Here is a 19,278-nt window from a genome sequence, read left to right on the forward strand (position 1 = left end):
CCGTCACCAGGACCCCTCAGTCCTGCACCCGCCACTTCTGGTTGGGCGTACCCGAGCACGTCCACAGCTGTAGTTTTGTCCCGTTGCCGGTCCCGTTGTCCTTGGCGTCCACGCACTTGTCGGCCTGCGGGTTCACCAGGTCGCCGGCCTGGCTCAGCACGAACTGCTGTGCCGGGTTGCCGCTGCACCGGGCCAGCTGGATCGCCGCCCCGTCGTCCTTGGAGCCCCAGGCCACGTCCATGCACATGCCGAGGGAACGCACGGTGCCGTCACCGCGGAAGTCCCACTTCTGGTTGGCCGATCCGGCGCAGTCCCACAGCTGCAGCGGGGTGCCGTCCTTCGCCTTCCCGTTCTGCTCGTCGGTGACGTCGACGCAACGATTCGAGGCCTGCCCGATGATGAGCTGCCCCACGGCCGAGGCGGACTGCTTGGGCGTGGCCTTCGACCCACCGGACTGCTTGCCACCGCCCGTCGACCCCGAGCCGCCCGACCCGTTCGCCTTCTCGGTCTGCCCGCCGCCGCCCTGCGCCGGAGTGGACGACTCCGGGGCGGCGGGAGTGAGCGCCGGGGTGGGCGTCGGGGAAGGGGCCAGTGTCGCGCCCGCCTCGACGGACTTCTCGGTGGCGCCCGAGTTGACGGGAGGCTTGTAGGCGATCCACAGCATCACGAACGTGATCGCCAGAGCCATGAAGACCCCGAAGAACGTGGCGAGCCAGCGCGGCAGGAAACCACGCTGGAGGTAAGTCCCCTCCACGGCAAGGGGGTTGGCCCCGGAACGCAGCACGTTCAGCGTGTACGGGCGCTGCTCCTTCGCCCCGAACCAGATGATCCGCCGCGGCTTCAGGGCCGCCTTGACGAAGGCGGCCCGGCCCGGCTCGATCTGCACATTGCTCGGGTGGAGGTCGTACGACAGCTGGTCGCCGTTGTCGCTGCCGCTGACCGAGGCGGTCAGCCTGGTGTTGCCCAGATTGTCGATCGCGAGGCGAGGACGTCCCCGGAAGCGTCCCTTGACGGTCGGCGGGACGAGTTCCGCCCGCACCTCGGTGAACGGGGTGATCGTCAGATTCCCCTCGGGGACGGTCGTCGCCTCGGGATGCTCGGTCGGCGTGATCCGCACCGCGTACGGATTCGGCCCGGCAGCGGCGTCCGGGGTGCGCGGCGGAGCGAACGTCAGCTCCACGTCCCCCGTCGTCCCCGGATACAGCCGCAGGGACGGGGGCTCCACCGTCGTCCACGGGGCGACGGGACCGACGGGCTCGAAGCGGTACTCGTCGACCACGTCACCGGTGTTGCGCAGGCGCAGCCGCACCGTCGTACTGCCCCCCGCGTCCACCGTCGCGGAAGCGGGCTCGAGGGAAGTCCAGAGCGTCATGTCAGCCGGCACCCGTCACACCGTGAACTTGACGGCTTCGAGCCAGTGAGAGTTGTCGAGGGTGCCGCCGAAGATGTAGGCGGGGCGTGGCTTGGCACAACCCTGGGTGCCCCAGCCGGAGTCGCTGACGTGCGCCACCTGGCAGACCTGGCCGCTGCCGATGTTGATGGCGAAGCCCGACATGTACGGGTCGTCCTTCTTGGATCCGCCGATGTAGTTGTTCTCGCCGTCGGCGATGATGGCCGTCCACTGCGGTTCCCACTTGCCCCTGCCGTCGGTCGACTGGGGGTTGTGGACGAAGGCGTTGGCGGCCGAGCCACCGGTGCCGGTCACCGCGATGTTGAGCGCCTTGATCGGTGCCTCCTGGCCCGTCGTACCGGCCATGGTGCCGTCGCACACCGGCTTCTGCCAGCCGCGCCCGGTGACGAAGGCGCGGTAGCAGATGTGCCGCCCGGCCGGGTCGTCCTTGGCGAGGCGGCGCACGGCGGTGGCGGCGGTGTCCTGCGGCGGCTTCGCGGTCACGGTGGCCGTGGCACCTCCGCCGCCACCGCCCGCACCGCCGCCCGACGCCTGCCCATCGGCCGCGGGTGTGGTGGCCGCACCGGTGGGCGGCGGCGGCGGCGTCACCGACACCGAGGGGCTGGGGGCCAGTGTCGCGCCCGCCTCGACGGACTTCTCGGTGGCGCCCGAGTTGACGGGAGGCTTGTAGGCGATCCACAGCATCACGAACGTGATCGCCAGAGCCATGAAGACCCCGAAGAACGTGGCGAGCCAGCGCGGCAGGAAACCACGCTGAAGGTAAGTCCCCTCCACGGCAACGGGGTTGGCCCCGGAGCGCAGCACGTTCAGCGTGTACGGGCGCTGCTCCTTCGGCCCGAACCAGATGATGCGGCGCGGCCTGAGAGTCGTCTTCACGAACGCGGCGCGGCCGGGTTCGATCTGCACGTTGCTGGGGTGGATGTCGTACGACAACTGGTCGCCGTTGTCGCTGCCGCTGACCGAGGCGGTCAGCCTGGTGTTGCCGAGGTTGTCCACGGCGAGGCGGGGGCGTCCCCGGAAGCGTCCCTTCACCGTGTGCGGCACCAACTCCGCCCGCACCTCGGTGAACGGGGTGATCGTCAGATTCCCCTCGGGGACGGTCGTCGCCTCGGGATGCTCGGTCGGCGTGATCCGCACCGCGTACGGATTCGGCCCGGCAGCGGCATCCGGGGTGCGCGGCGGAGCGAACGTCAGCTCCACGCTCCCCGTCGTCCCCGGATACAACCGGAGCGTCTGCGGCTCGACGGTCGTCCAGGGGGCGATCGGCCCCACCGGTTCGAAGCGGTACTCGTCGACGACATCACCGGTGTTGCGCAGGCGCAGCTGCACGCGCGTACTGCCCCCCGGATCGACGGTCGCGGAGGCGGGTTCCAGAGAAGTCCACAGGCTCACGTCATCACGCTAGGGGCGGGAGCGGTGCCGGTCAGGAGGCTTTGGGGCACACCCCCGTGACCGGCGGGGCAGAGTGGTGGCGGTCAGTCCTGCAGGTCGTCGAGTCCCGGCTTCGCGCGGGGCCCGGTCGAGTAGGGCCGCAGGGTCATCTTCTGCGAGCTGTTGCCGGCCATCCCCTGGAACTGGCGGAGGCTCACCTTGATTTCGAGGTTCCCGTAGTTGGGGTCCTTGTAGGTGACGACGCGGTTCGACTTGTCGTAGGAGTCGATGAGGACGGCGTGGACCGTGTTCTCCATCGCGGCCGCCGACCGCTGGGTCAGGTCGACCACCGGGCCCACGTCGCTCTTCCCCAGCTTGAACCTGCGCCTGATACCGGCATAGCAGGGCAGGCTCTGGTTCTCGATGGCGAGGCGTACGTCGTTGAGGCTCTGGCTCGCGTCGATCTGGGCGGGGGCGGTGTCGAGGAGCTTGCTGACCTCGTCGCCGGCCGCGCCGACCTTCTTCACCAGCTGCTTGGCGCGGTCGTACGCCTTGACGTAGACCTGGTGGATCGAGTCGAACTGCGCCTTGTCGTCCTGGAAGTCCAGCTTGCCGACCGAGGCGTCCGCCCCGATGGACCGGCGGGCGAAGGCGGCGACCTGGTCGCGGGTGATGTCCGATTCGTTGGGGTTGTGCGAGCGCCAGGTGTCGAGCGTGCGCACCATGGCGCCCAGGGACTCGCCCATCATCATCACCGCGAGCTCGCGGCCGTTGACGTTGTTCCCCTGCTGGTGCTCCTGCCGAAGGCGCTCGTCGCGGACCTCCGTGGACGGGTAGGCCCGCATGGCGACGGACAGCGCCTGGACGGGCAGCCCGTGGTACTCGGCGATGGCCTCCAGGACGTAGAGCCAGCAGGACGGCCCCTGTTGCACGGCCAGTTGGGTGACCCGCTGCACGACGCCGGCCGCCGTGGGCACGGCGGGCGCCGGTGCCGGTTTCCGCTGCACCGCGGGCGCCGGTCCGCTCATCACCCGCCGGGCGTTGTCCACCGCACGGCGCTCGCCCGAGTCGTTCACGTCGGAGACCCGCACCCCGGCGCCGTTGTCCGTTCCCGGGACCGGGCCGGCCATCTGGTCCTGGTAGTGGGTCAGTTCGTGGGCCCAGTCCTCCTTGGTCATGGTGTCGCCGACGACCACGTTGGGCCCGGAGGTGTAGGCCTTCGCCTGCAGCTGCACGGCCGACTCCCGGGCCAGGGAGCCCGTGTGCACGCGCACGCCGCTGAAGTCGGCCCCGCCGAACCGGGCCTCCATCTCGCCGCGCAGCGCCGGGTCCATGGACTGCCCGGAGGAGCGCACCACGTCGTGCACGAGGGCCCGGCGCTGCACGGACGGCACATGCCCGCAGCCCGCGTCGTGCTCGTGCCGCTCCTCGGTCACGGCCCTGGCCACCGCGGCGTTGCCCGCCAGGCGCTGGAGGTCCAGCATGCGCTGCGCGGTCGTACCCGGTGCCGGGACAGGGCGAGCCCGCTGCTGGTCGCTGTCCTCGCGGCCTCTTGTCCCCTGTGCGCGCACGGCACTCCCTCGTTCCCGGATGACTGGCCCTCCAGCGTTACCGGGCTCCCTCATGCGCGAGAAGGGCCGTAAGGGCAGACCCGGGGGCAGGTCCGTGAGGCAGGACCGACCGGACTGCCCTTGCGGGCAAGGGAGTTGCCCCCGGTCCGGCACCGGGGGACGTTTCCGCGCCGCCCCGCGCGCGTGAGGCTGGGGGAGTTCCTGACTCGCACCTCGAGGAGAGCAGAGCATGCCGTCCTACCTGTCGCCCGGCGTCTACGTCGAGGAGGTGGCCAGCGGCTCGCGCCCCATCGAGGGAGTGGGCACGTCGGTCGCGGCCTTCGTGGGGCTCGCGCCGACCGGCCCGCTGAACGAGCCGACCCTGGTCACCAACTGGACTCAGTACGTGGCGTCGTTCGGTGAGTTCACCGACGGGTACTACCTCGCGCACTCGGTCTACGGCTTCTTCAACAACGGCGGTACGGCCGCGTACGTGGTCCGCGTCGGCGGCTCCGCCGAGGGTGCCGCGGCCGGTGGCGCCCCCGCCGCCGTGACCGGTTCCGCCGCCAGGGCGGCGCTGCCCGCCGCCGAGCCGGCGCAGCTCGGCACGTTCACCGTTACGGCCATCGCCTCCGGCGGCAACGGCTCGCTGAGCGTCGAGGTCGCCGACCCGGAGGGCGAGGGCCCGGCCGAGCGGTTCAGGCTGATCGTCAAGGACGGCGACAAGGCCGTCGAGAACTTCGACGTGACCGCCAAGAAGGGCGGCCGCAACTACGTCGTCACGCAGGTGAAGGAGCGCTCCAAGCTCATCACCGTGACCGAGGCCGCGCCGGCCGCGCAGCTGGCCCGCCCGGACAACCAGACGGTGGCCCTCGCGGCCCCCGCGGCCGCCCCCGCCGCGCCGGAGAAGCCCGTCGAGGCCTCGCATCCGGGACCGGCCACCTACCTCGGCGACTCCGCGGACCGCACCGGCTTCGGCGGCCTGGAGGCCGTGGACGAGATCTCCATGGTCGCGGTGCCCGACCTGATGGCGGCCTACCAGCGCGGCGCGATCGACCTGGAGGCCGTCAAGGCGGTCCAGCTCGGACTGATCGCGCACTGCGAGCTGATGGGCGACCGGGTCGCGATCGTCGACCCGCCGCCGAGCCTCAATGCCCGTCAGATCCGGGTCTGGCGCCAGGAGACGGCCGGCTACGACTCCAAGTACGCGGCCCTGTACTACCCGTGGATCAAGACGTTCGACCCGGCGAGCGGCCAGTCCCGGCTGATCCCGCCGAGCGGTCACATCGCCGGCATCTGGGCCCGCAACGACTCGGAGCGCGGTGTCCACAAGGCGCCCGCCAACGAGGTCGTACGCGGCGCGGTGGACCTGGAGATCCAGATCACCCGCGGTGAGCAGGACCTGCTCAACCCGATCGGCGTCAACTGCATCCGCTCCTTCCCCGGCCGCGGCATCCGCGTCTGGGGCGCGCGCACCCTCTCCTCCGACCCGGCCTGGCGCTACCTGAACATCCGCCGGTACTTCAACTACCTGGAGGAGTCGATCCTGATCGGCACCCAGTGGGTGGTGTTCGAGCCGAACGACCACGCCCTGTGGGCCCGGATCCGGCGCAACATCTCGGCGTTCATGGTCAACGAGTGGCGCAGCGGCGCCCTCTTCGGCCAGCGTCCCGAGGAGGCGTACTACGTCAAGTGCGACGAGGAGACCAACCCTCCGGAGTCGGTCGACGTCGGGCGGGTCGTCTGCGAGATCGGCATCGCGCCGGTCAAGCCCGCCGAGTTCGTGATCTTCCGGCTGGCCCAGTTCTCCAGCGGCAACGGGGAGTTGGAGGAGTAGATCCCGGCACCCCGGGCTCCTCCGCCTCCGTAAGCCCTTCATCGAAACCCTCACAAGGACAGCGAACAGATGAGTCTCCAGCCGGGTGACGCCCTCACCTCACACAATTTCGGCCTGCAGATCGACGGCGTGATGGTCGAGTACCTCGCCGAGGTCAGCGGACTGAGCATCGAGCAGGACGTCATCACGTACCAGCAGAACACCCCCAACGGGCAGAACGTCGTCAAGAACCTGCCGGGCGTGAAGAAGAACGGGACCTGCACGGTCGTGCGCGGTATGACCCAGTCGGCGTCGTTCACACAGTGGATCAACGAGTCGATCTCCGGGCAGATGACCACGGCCCGCAAGAACGCCTCGATCATCATGATGGACTTCCAGAACAACCCGGTGAAGCGCTACCACCTGCGCAACGCCTGGTGCAACAAGATCGACGCGAGCACGGTGAAGGCGGGCGAGGCGGCGGCCCTCACCGAGACCGTGACCATCGCGTTCGAAGAACTGGTCATCGAGTAATGCGGCGTACGGCTGCCAGGGCCGGCGCCGCCGTCACGTTCTCCGGCGCGGACGCGGCGGAGACGGGCGTGGAGTTGCCGGCACCGGAGGCGACACCGGCCCCGGCGGCTCCCGTCCCGGTGCAGCAACAGGAGTCGCTGCGCACCGAGTTCCCCTTCCAGCTGCCGCGCGGATACGTCGACGAGGCGGGCACCGTCCACCGGGACGGCGTGATGCGCCTGTCGACGGCGCGGGACGAACTCGTGCCGCTGCGTGACGTGCGGGTGCAGGAAAATCCGGCGTACCTGTCGGTGGTCCTGCTGGGCCGGGTGATCACCCGCCTGGGCACGCTGCCCATGGTCCACGACGGGATCGTGGAGAACATGTTCGCCTCCGACCTGGCCTTCCTGCAGGACTTCTACCGCCAGATCAACGCGGAGGGCCACACCCGCGCCGCCGTGCAGTGCCCGCACTGCGCGGAGCCCTTCGAGGTGGAACTCGGCGGGAGCCGCCTGGGGGAATCGTGACGTACGCGACCGACCGACTGCACGAGGAGATCGCGTACGTCGCCTATCACTTCCACTGGGGCCTGGAGGAGATCCTGGACCTGGAACACCACGACCGCCGTCGTTTCACGGGCGAGATCGCGTCCCTGGTGACGCGGGCCGGGGCGGAGGGCTGAGCAGTGGGGTTTCTGGACCGGTTGCGGAAGCGGGCCGACGGTGGCGGCGGCGAGGCGGTTGCCGCGCCGCAGGTGGACGCCGCGCCGAAGGCCGCGAGCACTGACGTACGTCCTGTGGTGGCCGCCTCCTGGCCGGGGCTGCCGCCGATTCGGCGTGCCCTGGCTCCGGGGCGCGCCGGCGTCGCGGACGCCGGGTTCGGCGGGCGCCTGCCGACGTGGCAGAACCCGTCGTTCACCGCCACGGCGTCCCACGCGGTCCTGGACGGCCGGTCGAGCGCGACGCTCGGCGACGCGGCCGCCACGGCCCCGACGTCGGCGTCGGGCCGTCCGGTGCCCGGGCTCGAACGCCCCCTGGGCACCTTGCCGTTGACCGGCCCCGAGCCGGTGGTACAGCGCGCCCCGGCGGTCCCGCTGCGCGTGCTTCCGCCGAGGCAGTTCGGTACGGCGGGGGCTTCGGAACGGGGTTCGGCCTCGGGAGGCCTGGCGCGTGCGGGTGGCGGTCCGAGGGTGAGGGTTGCTCCTGCGGTGGGGCGGCCTGTCCCGGGCTCGGGTGCGAGTGCGGGTTCGATGAGCGCGGGCAGCGGACCGGTGGTCTCCGGCCCATCGGCTTCCCCGTCGGCTGCGGGTCTTTCCTCCCCGTCGGGTTCGGCTCCTTCTTCCACATCGGCCCCTTCGGGCATGTCGGCCGGTACGGGGGGTCCGAGCGCGGGCGCGCCGTCCGTGCAGCGAGCAGTCCCGGTCGGTCCGGTGTCTTCCGCGCCGGTGTCTTCCGCAACGGCCGGGGCGATCAGCGCCGGGACGGACTCCGCAGTGGTGCCACCTGTCCCCGTTCCCGGGCTGCGGGTGACCCCCGTCCCGGCCGGTTCCTCGTCCCGGCCGAAGTCGCTGACGAGAGCGCAGAGCGGGACGACCGCAGCCCAGCGACGCACCCTGCCGGTTGCTCGGCGGGGGCCCGCGCCCAAGGGCGGTACGACGGCCGCCGCGACCACGACGGGCGACCCTGGCGGCTCGGCGACGGCTTCAACCGACGGCGATCGAGAGGGAGTTCACCCCGCGAACCCCTCACCCACAGCCGCCTCGCAACCGCCCGCCTCAGCAGCTCCGACAGTCCCGCACGACGGTCCCACGGTGCAACGCGCCCCGGTCGGGCCCACCGCCGGGTCGGCCCACAGCGCAGGCCCCGGAGTCGGACGTAGCGCCGAGGCCCCCGTCTCCACCGCCGCCGTTCCGCCCACCGGCGGCCCCAGCACCACCCATGCCCCAACCGCCGGGAACACGTCGGCTGCCGGACCCCGTTCCGGTGCCGCGACGCCCACCGAAACGCGGCCGGTGCGCGGTGGCCCGCCCAACGCCTCCCCACTGCCCGGACCCGCACGCCCTCCGGCCGGAGCGCCCCAGCCCGCGATCCAGCGCAGCCAGTCCGCCGGCTCCGGCCGGCCGCAGTCCTCGTCGACCGACGGCAGTCGTACGACGTCCCCGGCCCCGACCGCTGCCGCACTGACGCCACCGGGCCGGAGCACGCCCGACAACACCGGCTCAACACCCAGCACCTCGGCCGCCGTTCCGCCCACACCGACGCACGTACAGCGGAAGCCGGCCGACACATCCAATCCGCTTGCCCCGACCGCTGCCACGCCGACACCCCCGGGCCGGAGCACACCCGACAACACCGGCTCAACACCCAGCACCTCGGCCGCCGTTCCGCCCACGCCGACGCACGTACAGCGGAAACCGGCCGACACACCCGCTCCCGCTGCCCCGACCGCTGCCACGCCGACACCCCCGGGCCAGAGCACACCCGACAGCACCGGCTCAACCCCCGGCATCGCGGCCGCCGTTCCGCCGACCCCGACGCAGGTACAGCGAAAGCCGGCCGACACACCCGCTCCCGCTGCCCCGAACGCGCCTGCCCGTCCGACCCAGGCATCCACCACTCAGGGCACCGCGACGACCGGCCGCGCGGGGACTCCGAGCACCGCCAGTTTTTCCGTCCCGCTCCCTACGGCACCCCAGGTGCAGCGAGCGGCGCAGGCGCCCGGCAGCACACCCGTACCCGCACACCACGACACGGCGGCCAACAGCGACACCCCGCCCGTCCGCCGGACGCCTGCCGCGGCCACGCCCGTACAGCGGACGACGGCCACCGCGGCATCCGCGCCCGCACCCCGGACGACCCCCTCCGAAGCCACCCCGAGCCCCGCCCCACAGCCCTCGACCGGTTCCGCGCCCTCCCAGCCCGCAGGCACCCCCACCCGCCGGGCCACGGGTCCCGCCACCCCGCCGTCCGCCAACTCCCCTCGCCCGACGGCTAGTTCGGCCACCCCCTCCCCGGCCTCGACGCCGCCCGTCCAGCGAAGCGCCACCCGCCCCGCGCGTCCGGGCCTCGGAGCCCCGATCGCCTCTCAGCCCGTGGCCCCCAAGAGCCCGCAGAGTCCGCAGCCCCAGTCGGCCTCGCGCACCTCACCGCAAACGCCGAACTCGCCTTCCCCACAGCCCAGTTCGTCGCCCCAGCCCGTCCCGGCGCCCCCCACACCGACCCCCTTTTCACCCTCCCCGTCGATACCCGTGCCGCCCTCCGCATCGGCCCCCCTTTCGCCACCCTCACCGAACCCCGTCGGGCCCCCCGTCCAGCGCACCCCCGCCGCCCAACCCCCCGTCCCCCCACGCCACTCCCCCTTGGGCGCCCCCCTCACCACGCCTCCCGCCGACGCCACACCTCTCCTCGGCGCTCCCACGGCTCCGTCTTTCCCGACGACGCCTTTCACCGCCGTACCGCACCAGCCGCCGGTGCAGCGCGCCGCGACCACCGCGCCCCTCACCGCCGTATCGCACCAGCCCCCGGCGACACCCCCCGAGGCCGCTCCCCCGGCGACCCCGCTCACCCCGCCGGGCAGCCCCCAGGCACCACCAACTCCCCTCCCCACCCCCGCAATTCAGCGCAAGGCGGTGGCCCCCGCCCAGCCCACGCCCCTCCGCCACCGGGCGCCCCGGCCCACCACGGCCGACCGCTCCCCCCTCCCCGTGGCGCCCCTCACCCCGCCCCCGGCCCCGGGATCGGCCGGGCCCGCCGCCGCGTCCGCTCAGGCGCCCGTCGTCCAGCGCTTCGGGTTCGGCAAGAAGACGTCCAAGGCCTCGGCCAAGGCTCCGGCCGCGCCCCCGGCGGGCCACACCGTCGGTGCCCTCGCCGCCGCCGCGGCCGCCACCGTCGGCACGACGCTGACCGGGCGTACCGCCACCGCACCACCCCCCGCCTCGCACGGCGCCGGCGCCCCACCGCCGTACTCACAGAGGGCCGACGGCCCGCCCCCACCCCCCTACTCCGCGACTGCGGCCGCGGCCGCGCCCCCGCCCGAGTACCGGGAGGTCCCCGCCGGGGCGTTCGACCCGCGTGAGCTCACCGACTTCCAGCTCGACGAACTCGTCCACCGGATCATCGGCCGCGTCACCCGGCTGATCCGCACCGAACTCCGCCTGGACCGCGAACGGATCGGCAGACTCCGCGACCCCCGCCACTGACCAGGACCGACAGAACGACAGAAAGGCCCACCCTCGATGTCCCGCCAGGACCCGGGCTCCACCATCTGGTTCACCCTCAGCATCGACGGCGAGAGCCTCGGCTACTTCAACGGATGCGAGGGGCTGTCGTCGCAGGTGGAGGTCGAGCACCGCCAGGAGGGCGGCAACAACGGCTTCGTCTGGCAGCTGCCGACCCGGGTCACCTTCTCCACGATCCGGCTGACCCGCCCGCTCACCCCGGACACCACGAAGGTCGCCAAGTGGATCTCGTCCGTGCAGACGGGGATCAAGCGGCCCACCGCCCAGATCGCGGCGCTGCGCGCGGACGGCTCGGAGGTGGCGCGCTGGGGGCTCATCGACGTGCTGCCGGTCAGCTGGACCGGGCCCTCCCTCGATCCCGCCAGTCCGGCGGTGGCGACCGAGGTGCTGGAGATCGCTCACCACGGTTTCACGGACTGAAGCGGGAGCGGGAGACATGGCGAAGGGCAGCAAGGGCGCGGGCAAGAGCCTCGTACGCGCCGCGCTCGCGATCCACGAGCCGCCGAAGGGCAAGAGCAGGGCGCCCGGCGGGATCATCAAGACGTTCAACTTCGACTTCAACCCGGCGCAGCTGTCGATGAGCCGCCGCGCCCAGTGGAAGGTCACGCCCGCACAGATCGAACGGGACGGCCCGCTCCCGGAGTTCATGGGCGCGGAACCGCGCGAGATGAGTGTCGAGATCTTTCTCGACTCCTCCGACCAGCCGACCAGCAACACCGTCCTGAAGAAGGTCGAGTCGCTGCTCGGCTGCTGCGAGGTGACGAGCAAGAGCATCGCCGCCAAGCAGCCCTCCCCGCCGTGGGTGGTCTTCCAGTGGGGGTCGTTCTCGACGGCCCGGTTCACGGCGTACGTCAGCTCCGTGGAGGCCAACTACACGCTGTTCTCCACGACCGGCGTGCCCATCCGCGCCACCTGCAGGCTGCAGCTGCACGAGATCCCCAGCAAGACCAAGGGCCAGAACCCGACCTCCGGCGCGCTCACCGCGCAGCGCGTGCACCGGGTCGTGGCGGGCGACTCCCTGCAGTCGCTGGCCTGGCGGGAGTACGGCAACGCGGCCGCCTGGCGCTCCATCGCCGAGGCCAACGGCATAGACAACCCGGGGCAGTTGCCGACGGGCATCGAACTCGTGCTGCCGGCCGCCGAGGAGGTGCGTTCCTGATGGTGCAGTCCGCGTTCTCCAACGTCGTCGATGTGAAGATCAACGGCGCCAAGCTGCCCCCCGAGTTCGCCCCGGACCTCGTGGACAGTTACGTCGACCAGGGCGTCGGGGTCCCGGCCGCGTTCCGGCTCACCTTCCGTGACCCCTACCGGCTGCTCCTGGGCAAGCTGAACATCACCTTCGGCACCAAGGTCGTCTTCTCGCCCGTGACCGACGGCCAGGGCGCCGGCGATCCGCTGCTGACCGGCGAGGTCACCGGCCTCGAGGCCGACTACGACGGCACCGGCACCTTCACCGTCGTGCGGGGCTACGACCTCGGGCACCGCCTGCTGCGCCAGCGCCGGGTGGCCGCCTACCGCAACCAGAGCGCCTCCGACATCGCCCGCAAGCTGGCCGCGCAGGACGGTGTGCCCATCGGGCGGATCGCGTCCACGAAGACGGTGTACGAGTTCATCAGCCAGTCCAACGTCACCGACTGGGACTTCCTCGCGCGGCTCGCCGACGAGAACGAGATGGTCATGTCGGTCGACGCGGACGGGAAGTTCCAGTTCGTGAAGCCGAAGTCGGCCTCCGGGGCGCCCTCTCCGAACACCGACGGCGAGAAGAGTCCGTTCGTCCTCCAGGCCGGGCACGACATCCTGCGCCTGCGGGCCGCCGTCACCGCCGCCGACCAGGTGGGCAAGGTGGAGTCGCGCGGCTGGGACGTGACCACGAAGAAGAAGCTCACCGCCACCGCGCCGGCGACCGCCAACCCGGGCATCACCATCGGCACCACCCCGGGCGCGGCCTCGGGCAAGTTCAAGACGGCCAAGCTCGTCGAGACGGGCACGCCCTACGACAAGCAGAACGAGGTGAAGTTCGCTGCCGACGCCCTCGCCGACGACGTCACCGGCTCGTTCGCCGAGCTGGAGGTCGTGGCCCGCGGAAATCCCAAGCTGCGCCCGGGAGTTCCGGTCGCGCTGGCGGACGTCGGCACGCCCTTCGAGGGCAAGTACACCGTCACCTCCGTACGGCACGTCTTCGGCGACGGGAAGCACTACGAGGCCTGGGTGACGGTCAGCGGACGGCAGTGGCGTTCGCTGTACGGGCTCAGCTCAGGCGGCACGGACACCGCACCCCGGCTGCCCAGTGTGGCCAACGCGCTGGTCACCGACGTGAACGACCCGCTCAAGCAGGGGCGGGTCCGGTTGCAGTTCCCGTGGCTGGACGACACCTATGTCAGCGACTGGACGCGGACCGTGCAGCTGGGTGGCCTCGGCGGCGGCGGGGTGTTCCCGATGGACGTCAACGACGAGGTGCTGGTCGCGTTCGACCGGGGTGCTCTCGACCATCCGTTCGTGATCGGCGGGCTCTACAACGGCCGGGACAAACCGACCGTCGTCAGTGATGTGCCGCTGCACGACACCGTGCGCAGGAAGGCGAGCCGGCACACCGTCTCCGACCGGGACGGCAACCGCATGGACCTGCTCAGCCAGAAGACCGGCCTGCGCAAGCAGGGCGTCCGGCTGATCTCCGGCGACAAACAGCTGACCGTGTTCCTGGACCGGACGAAAACCGAGATCACCGTGGACAGCAAGGGCTCGGTCACGATCAAGGGCAGCCGGTCGGTGTCCGTGGAGGCGGGCACCGACCTGACGCTGAGCGCGCGGCGCAGGCTGACCATCAAGAGCGGCGGCCCGCTCAGCATCCAGGGCGGCGGCATGGTCAACGTGCGGGCCGCGGGCGAGATCGGGGTGAACGCGGTGGGCGCCCTGAACCTGAACGCCGTCGGCGTCGCGAACCTCACCGGCGGAGGCACCGTACAGATCACCTCGGCCGTCAACACGACGATCAAGGCGCCGACCACCCTGGTCGGCTCCCCGGTGTTCGGGGTCACCACCATCCCTGTGCCGATGGTGATCCCGTGAGCCGTTTCCGTGAGAGGCAGGTGGGCGGCTGATGGCCGAGCAGTTCGTCGGGTCCGGCTGGTCGTTCCCGTTGCGCATCGGGCCGACCGGCGGGATCGCCCTGGTCAGCGGGGAGCGGGAGATCGAGGAGGCGATCCGGCTGGTCCTGTCGACCGCGCCGGGCGAGCGGCCCATGCGGCCCGACTTCGGCTGCGCGATCCACGACCTGGTGTTCGCGCCGGTCAACGAGCAGACCGCGGGCCGCATCCAGCACGAGGTGCACGTCAGCCTGGACCGCTGGGAGCCGCGCATCGAGGTCGAGGACGTCGAGGTCACGGCCGGCTCCGACCAGAGCGTCCTGTTCATCGACGTCCGCTACTCGATCCGCGGCACCAACAACCCGCGCAGCCTCGTCTTCCCGTTCTACGTCATTCCGTCCCACGAGGAGCCCGACGCCGGCCCCGGCGCGGGCAACTCCCTTGAAAGCGACCGCTGATGGCCCTGCCCTCACCCAACCTCGACGACCGGCGTTTCCAGCAGTTCGTCGACGACGCCAAGCGCTACATCCAGCAGCGCGCCCCGGAGTGGACCGACCACAACGTCTCCGACCCCGGCGTCACCCTCGTCGAGACGGTCGCCCACATGGCCGACCAGATCGTCTACCGGCTCAACCGGGTGCCCGAGAAGAACCACCTGGCGTTCCTGGACCTCGTCGGGATCACGCTGTTCCCGCCCTCCGCCGCGCGCACGGACGTGACGTTCTGGCTCTCGGCGCCCCAGGAGGAGCCGATACCCGTGCCGGTGGGCACCGAGGTCGCCACCACGCGCACGGAGAGCGAGGAGGCGGTCGTCTTCGCCACCGAGCGCGAACTGGCCGTGATTCCCTGTGAGTTGGGCCATCTGCTGGTGCAGCACCGGGGCGAGCAGGTGGTCGACCGGACGCCCGACCTCACCGAGGGCGGCAAGGACGTCCTGTGCTTCGCCGAGTCTCCCGACCCCGGCGACTGCATGCTGCTCGGCCTGACCAACGCCGTACCGCACTGCGCGGTCTCCCTGGACCTGGACAGCCGGGTGGACGGCGTCGGCGTGGACCCGCGGCAGCCGCCGCTGGTGTGGGAGGCATGGACCGCGGACGGCTGGCAGCCCTGCGAGGTCGACCGGGACGGCACCGGCGGCCTCAACCGCCCCGGCGAGCTGGTGCTGCACGTCCCCGGCGGGCACGTCCTGTCCCGCAACGCCGGCCAGGAGGCCGGCTGGCTGCGCTGCCGGGTCACCGAACCCCTCCCGGGCCAGCCCTTCTACACCACCTCCCCGACGATCCGCGCCGCCGAGGCCTTCACCATCGGCGGCACGACCGCCGTCGTGCACGCCGAGACGGTGTACGACGAGGCACTCGGCGAGTCCGACGGACTGCCGGGCCAGCGGCTGCGACTGGCGCACGCGCCCGTGGTCGGCGACGACCCGCCGGTGCTGCTGCAGACCGCCGAGGACGACGGCTGGACGGACTGGCAGGTCGTCCCGCACTTCGCGGCCTCGGGACCGTACGACCGGCACATCACGGTCGACGCCACCAGCGGCGAGATCGCCTTCGGACCGGCCGTGCGCGAACCCGACGGCGGCCTGCGCCAGTACGGCAGGGTCGCCCCCAAGGGCTCGCCCGTCCGCGCCCGCCGCTACCGCACCGGCGGCGGCCGCGCGGGCAACGTGGCGCGCGGCGCCGTCCAGATCCTGCGCACCTCCATCCCGTACGTCTCTGAGGTCGTCAACCGCGAGGCCGCGCGCGGCGGGGTGGACGGCGAGACGGTCGAGGAGGCCAAGGTCAGGGCGCCCATCACGCTGCGCGCCCAGGAACGCGCGGTCACCCTGCGCGACTACGAGGAGCTGGCCCGCCGCGCCGCCCCCGAGACCGCACGCATCACCTGCCTCGAGGGCGAGGAGAGCGAGCACGGGGCCTACGCGGTACGGGTGTTGGTGGTGCCGCAGGCGGTCCCCGACCCCGGCGGCCGGCTCCGCTTCGAGCAACTGGTGCCCGGCGACGCCCTGTTGGACCGCATCACCCGCCACCTCGACGAACGCCGCCTGATCGGCACGAGGTTGGCGGTCGGTCCCCCGTTCTACCAGGGGGTCACCGTCGTGGCCACCGTGCACGCCTTCCGGGGCGTCGACACCGACCGGGTGCGCCGCCAGGCCCACGACGCCCTCTACCGGCACCTCGACCCCCTGACCGGCGGGGCGAACGGCACCGGCTGGCCGTTCGGCCGTCCCGTCCAGTCCGGGGAGGTGTTCGCGGTGCTGCAGCGCGTGCCGGGTGTGGAACTGGTCGACGAGGTGGTCCTGCACCCTGCCGACCCGCTGACCGGCAAGCGGGGCGAGGCGACGGACCGCATCGACCTGTCGGCGCCGTCGCTGGTGTTCTCGTTCGACCACCGGGTGCGGGTCATCGGGGACGGCGCGTGATGGCCGTCGACCGGCCCACGGAGGTGGGCACATGAGGGGATCCATCGACGGCCTCGGCTCCTCCGCGCCGATCGGCATGATGCTGCCGGCCGTGTTCGCCGACGACGACCTGGCCCAGCGCTTCGTCGCCGGTCTCGACGAGGTGGTCGCGCCGATCCACAGCGTGCTCGACTGCCTCGACACGTACTTCCGGCCGTCCCTCGCGCCGCTCGACTTCACCCAGTGGCTGGGCGGTTGGGTCGGCGCCGAGACCGACGGCAGCGAACCCGAGCCGCTGCTGCGGGCCGCCGTGGCCGCCGCCGCGTATCTGCACCGCATCCGCGGCACCCGGCGCGGGCTGGCCGAAGCGGTCCGGCTCACGTTCGGCGTCGCACCGGAGATCACCGAGAGCGGGGCCGCGGACTGGAGCGCCCGCCCGCTCGGCCCGGTGCCCGGCGATCCGCGCCCCCACCTCCACGTCCGTCTACGGCTGCCCGACCCGACCCCGGCGGACCACCACCGCCTGGACACCCTCGTGGCAGCCGCCCGCCCCGCCCACATGCCGTACACGGTCCAGGTGACCGCCGGCGCCCCCGCCGAAAGGACCCCGGAGAAATGACGACCACCCAGAACTGCGCCGATTGCGGCACCCGCGCGGAACCGGGCCAGTCGTTCTGCGACGCCTGCGGGGCCGTACTGAGCTGGACGGACCGGCCCGGGGGACGAAGCCCCAGCGGGGCCGACGGCCGTTCCGCCGGGAGCACAGGCGGCTCCGCGCGGGGCACGGGCGACTCCGGCCGCGCGACCGGCGAACCCGCCGGAGCCATGGGCGCCTCCGGCGGGACCACAGACGGCTTCAGCGGGGCGGGCGACAGCTCCGCGCAAGGCGCCGACGGCTACGGCCGGGCTCCCAGCGAATCCGGCACAGCCATGGGCAGTTCGAACGGGAACAGGGACGACTACGGCGCCGCTGACGACGGCACCGCGCGAGGCGCCGACGGCTACGGCAACACCACGAACGGTCCCGGCCCGAACACCGCCGGCTCCACCCCGACCACCGGCGACTTCGGCCGGACTCCCGGCGAATCCGGCACAGCCATGGGCAGTTCGAACGGGAACAGGGACGACTACGGCGCCGCTGACGACGGCACCGCGCGAGGCGCCGGCGGCTACCGCGACACCGCGCACGCTTCGGGCGGTACCACCGGCAACTCCGCCCGGAACACGGACGACTTCGGCGGTGCCACCGGCGAATCCCGCGCCGCCATGAGCGGATCCGGCGGGAACACAGGCGGCTCCCCGCAGGGCGCCGGCGGCTACGGCGGGGCTTCGGACGGTGGTCCGGGGGACCCGTCCTTCGCGACGTCCCCGGCAGGATCGGCCGCCTCGGCCGGATCCTCCGCACCCGTTCCCGCCGCCCAGGCCTCGGGCCCAGGCGCCGGCCCCGGCTGGGACGCCTTCGCGCGGGCGGACGGTGGTGCGGGGCTGGCCCGCACTCCGAGGGACCTGCTGAGCGCGGGTACGACGACCACGGAGCCCGGCGCCTCGGCCGACCAGGCCGCCGCCTCTCACCAGGACTCCCAGCCGTCCGCTTCCCGCACCCCCGGGGGCACCGGAGCCGCCGACCGGAGCGGGAGCGCCGCCTCCCCGACCGCCGCCTCGCACCCCGTCACCCCGCCCGTGGACGACACCGCCCCCACCGAACCCGTCCCCGCCTCCAACGCCTCCGCGGACGCGGACGGCATGACGGACCGTGCCCGGCGTCTCCTCGTTCCGGTCGCCGACCCGGAGCCCCGCCCCACGACGACACCCTCCGTCGCCCCGGTCCTGCCCGGCCGTCCGGCCGCCCAGCGTCCGCAGGCCGTACGGGCCCCGGGTGAGGAACTCGGCGCGGACGGCGGCACGCCGTGCCCCTGGTGCGCCACCCGCAACCGGCCCGACCGACACTTCTGCACCCGGTGCGCGATGCCCATGGCCGGCGAGGCGCAGGCACCGGCCCGACTGCCCTGGTGGCGACGGCTCGTGGGCCTCGGCAACCGCGAGACCCCGTGGGCGGGCGACCGCCCGCGCCTGCGCCGCACCTTCGACCGCATACTGACCTGGCTGGGTGCGGCGATCGTCCTGACCGTGCTGATCATGCTGGCGTTCAACATCCCCAAGGCCGTCCAGGCGACCCGGGACCACTTCTCCAAGCGCGCCTCGGTCGCCCCGGACAGCTATAGCGCCTCCCGCTCCTACCAGGGGCACCCACCGCGGTTGCTCTTCGACAAGTACAGGAACACCTGGTGGGGCCCTGGGGTGGCGGACTCGGGAAAGGGTCAGTGGGTCGAGGCCAGGTTCGACGAGCCGACCCGGCTGCTGGACCTGATCATCACGCCGGGCGTCTCCACCCAAGCCGCCCAGCTCTCCCAGTCGGCGCTCCCGCACCGCGTGAAGGCCACCATCACCCTGGCCAACGGCAAGACCACCACCCGTGAACTCGTCCTCGACCAGAGCGCGGGCGGCCAGCGCGTCTCCTTCCGTGTCGGCGAGGTCACCGCGGTCCGCTTCACGATCGAGTCGTCCTACCAGACCTCGGGGAGCAAGCAGGTGGCCATCGCCGAGATCGAGTTCTTCGGCCCGTCGCACGCGAGCTAGCCCCGAGCGGGTACCGACCCGTGTGACCACGCTTTCCGGACGGCCCTGGCCGGCGCCACCGCGCCCCAGGGCCGTCCGCGTGTTCGCCAGCGATACCCGCGAACCGTCCGCGGCAGACCCCGGAGCGGCAGCGTTGTGCAATGCGAAATTTTGTGTTGCAGACGTGGTGCCCGCCCTCGCGCACCTCCTACGTTCCCCTCTCAACAGACCGGTCCTCACCCCAACTCACTGTCATCCGGTGTCATCCGGGCCGCTTCGACGC

Annotated in this window: 16 protein-coding genes; 12 read left to right on the forward strand and 4 right to left on the reverse strand. The window is 72.3% G+C overall.

Features of this window, described 5'->3' with window-relative positions; genetic code table 11:
* Positions 1-16: 16 nt before the first annotated feature.
* The 3 genes from OG303_RS15780 to OG303_RS15790 all read right to left on the reverse strand — a co-directional run bounded on the left by OG303_RS15780 (position 17) and on the right by OG303_RS15790 (position 4,353).
* Positions 17-1,372, reverse strand: a complete 1,356-nt coding sequence (locus OG303_RS15780) for a ricin-type beta-trefoil lectin domain protein (protein WP_405869021.1) — start codon at positions 1,370-1,372, stop codon at positions 17-19.
* Between the two features lie 15 nt (positions 1,373-1,387).
* The gene (locus tag OG303_RS15785; protein WP_405869022.1) at positions 1,388-2,803 is read right to left on the reverse strand and encodes a hydrolase; all 1,416 of its coding nucleotides are present in this window, start codon (positions 2,801-2,803) and stop codon (positions 1,388-1,390) included.
* Between the two features lie 83 nt (positions 2,804-2,886).
* Complete coding sequence (locus tag OG303_RS15790; RefSeq protein WP_405869023.1) at positions 2,887-4,353, reverse strand: DUF4157 domain-containing protein; 1,467 nt, start codon at positions 4,351-4,353, stop codon at positions 2,887-2,889.
* Positions 4,354-4,582: 229 nt separating this feature from the next.
* On the opposite strand from OG303_RS15790, the gene OG303_RS15795 reads away from it, so the two are divergent.
* The 4 genes from OG303_RS15795 to OG303_RS15810 all read left to right on the forward strand — a co-directional run bounded on the left by OG303_RS15795 (position 4,583) and on the right by OG303_RS15810 (position 7,343).
* Positions 4,583-6,169: a phage tail sheath family protein gene (locus tag OG303_RS15795; RefSeq protein WP_405869024.1), complete on the forward strand. Its 1,587-nt coding sequence runs from the start codon at positions 4,583-4,585 to the stop codon at positions 6,167-6,169.
* A 69-nt stretch (positions 6,170-6,238) separates the two neighbouring features.
* Complete coding sequence (locus OG303_RS15800) at positions 6,239-6,682, forward strand: phage tail protein (RefSeq protein ID WP_133047373.1); 444 nt, start codon at positions 6,239-6,241, stop codon at positions 6,680-6,682.
* A complete protein-coding gene (locus OG303_RS15805) occupies positions 6,682-7,188 on the forward strand; it encodes a hypothetical protein (protein WP_405869025.1) in 507 nt (168 codons plus the stop codon). Before OG303_RS15800 ends, OG303_RS15805 begins: the two co-directional genes overlap by 1 nt.
* Entirely contained in the window at positions 7,185-7,343 is a 159-nt protein-coding gene (locus OG303_RS15810; RefSeq protein ID WP_405869026.1) for a DUF6760 family protein, read from the forward strand. Before OG303_RS15805 ends, OG303_RS15810 begins: the two co-directional genes overlap by 4 nt.
* Before the next feature lie 1,934 nt (positions 7,344-9,277).
* Here OG303_RS15810 and OG303_RS15815 read toward each other — a convergent pair.
* Positions 9,278-9,706, reverse strand: a complete 429-nt coding sequence (locus tag OG303_RS15815) for a hypothetical protein (protein WP_405869027.1) — start codon at positions 9,704-9,706, stop codon at positions 9,278-9,280.
* 313 nt (positions 9,707-10,019) lie between these two features.
* Here OG303_RS15815 and OG303_RS15820 point away from each other — a divergent pair, with 313 nt between their 5' ends.
* From OG303_RS15820 to OG303_RS15855, 8 genes are read left to right on the forward strand one after another with little or no spacing between them, the layout of a single operon-like run.
* On the forward strand, positions 10,020-10,859 hold the full coding sequence (locus tag OG303_RS15820) for a hypothetical protein (protein WP_405869028.1): 840 nt from the start codon (positions 10,020-10,022) through the stop codon (positions 10,857-10,859).
* A gap of 36 nt (positions 10,860-10,895) precedes the next feature.
* Positions 10,896-11,318 (forward strand): phage tail protein, encoded by a 423-nt coding sequence (locus OG303_RS15825; RefSeq protein WP_405869029.1) that lies wholly within the window; start codon positions 10,896-10,898, stop codon positions 11,316-11,318.
* A gap of 16 nt (positions 11,319-11,334) precedes the next feature.
* Complete coding sequence (locus OG303_RS15830) at positions 11,335-12,057, forward strand: peptidase M23 (protein ID WP_405869030.1); 723 nt, start codon at positions 11,335-11,337, stop codon at positions 12,055-12,057.
* Positions 12,057-13,964, forward strand: coding sequence for a VgrG-related protein (locus OG303_RS15835; protein WP_405869031.1), 1,908 nt, complete (start codon positions 12,057-12,059; stop codon positions 13,962-13,964). Before OG303_RS15830 ends, OG303_RS15835 begins: the two co-directional genes overlap by 1 nt.
* A 31-nt stretch (positions 13,965-13,995) precedes the next feature.
* Entirely contained in the window at positions 13,996-14,439 is a 444-nt protein-coding gene (locus OG303_RS15840) for a GPW/gp25 family protein (protein ID WP_405869032.1), read from the forward strand.
* Positions 14,439-16,400, forward strand: a complete 1,962-nt coding sequence (locus OG303_RS15845; protein ID WP_405869033.1) for a putative baseplate assembly protein — start codon at positions 14,439-14,441, stop codon at positions 16,398-16,400. Before OG303_RS15840 ends, OG303_RS15845 begins: the two co-directional genes overlap by 1 nt.
* Positions 16,401-16,431: 31 nt before the next feature.
* Complete coding sequence (locus OG303_RS15850; protein WP_405869034.1) at positions 16,432-16,998, forward strand: phage tail protein; 567 nt, start codon at positions 16,432-16,434, stop codon at positions 16,996-16,998.
* Positions 16,995-19,016, forward strand: coding sequence for an NADase-type glycan-binding domain-containing protein (locus OG303_RS15855; RefSeq protein WP_405869035.1), 2,022 nt, complete (start codon positions 16,995-16,997; stop codon positions 19,014-19,016). Before OG303_RS15850 ends, OG303_RS15855 begins: the two co-directional genes overlap by 4 nt.
* Positions 19,017-19,278 lie beyond the last annotated feature (262 nt).

The organism is Streptomyces sp. NBC_00005 (assembly GCF_045160215.1).
Lineage (GTDB): Bacteria > Actinomycetota > Actinomycetes > Streptomycetales > Streptomycetaceae > Streptomyces.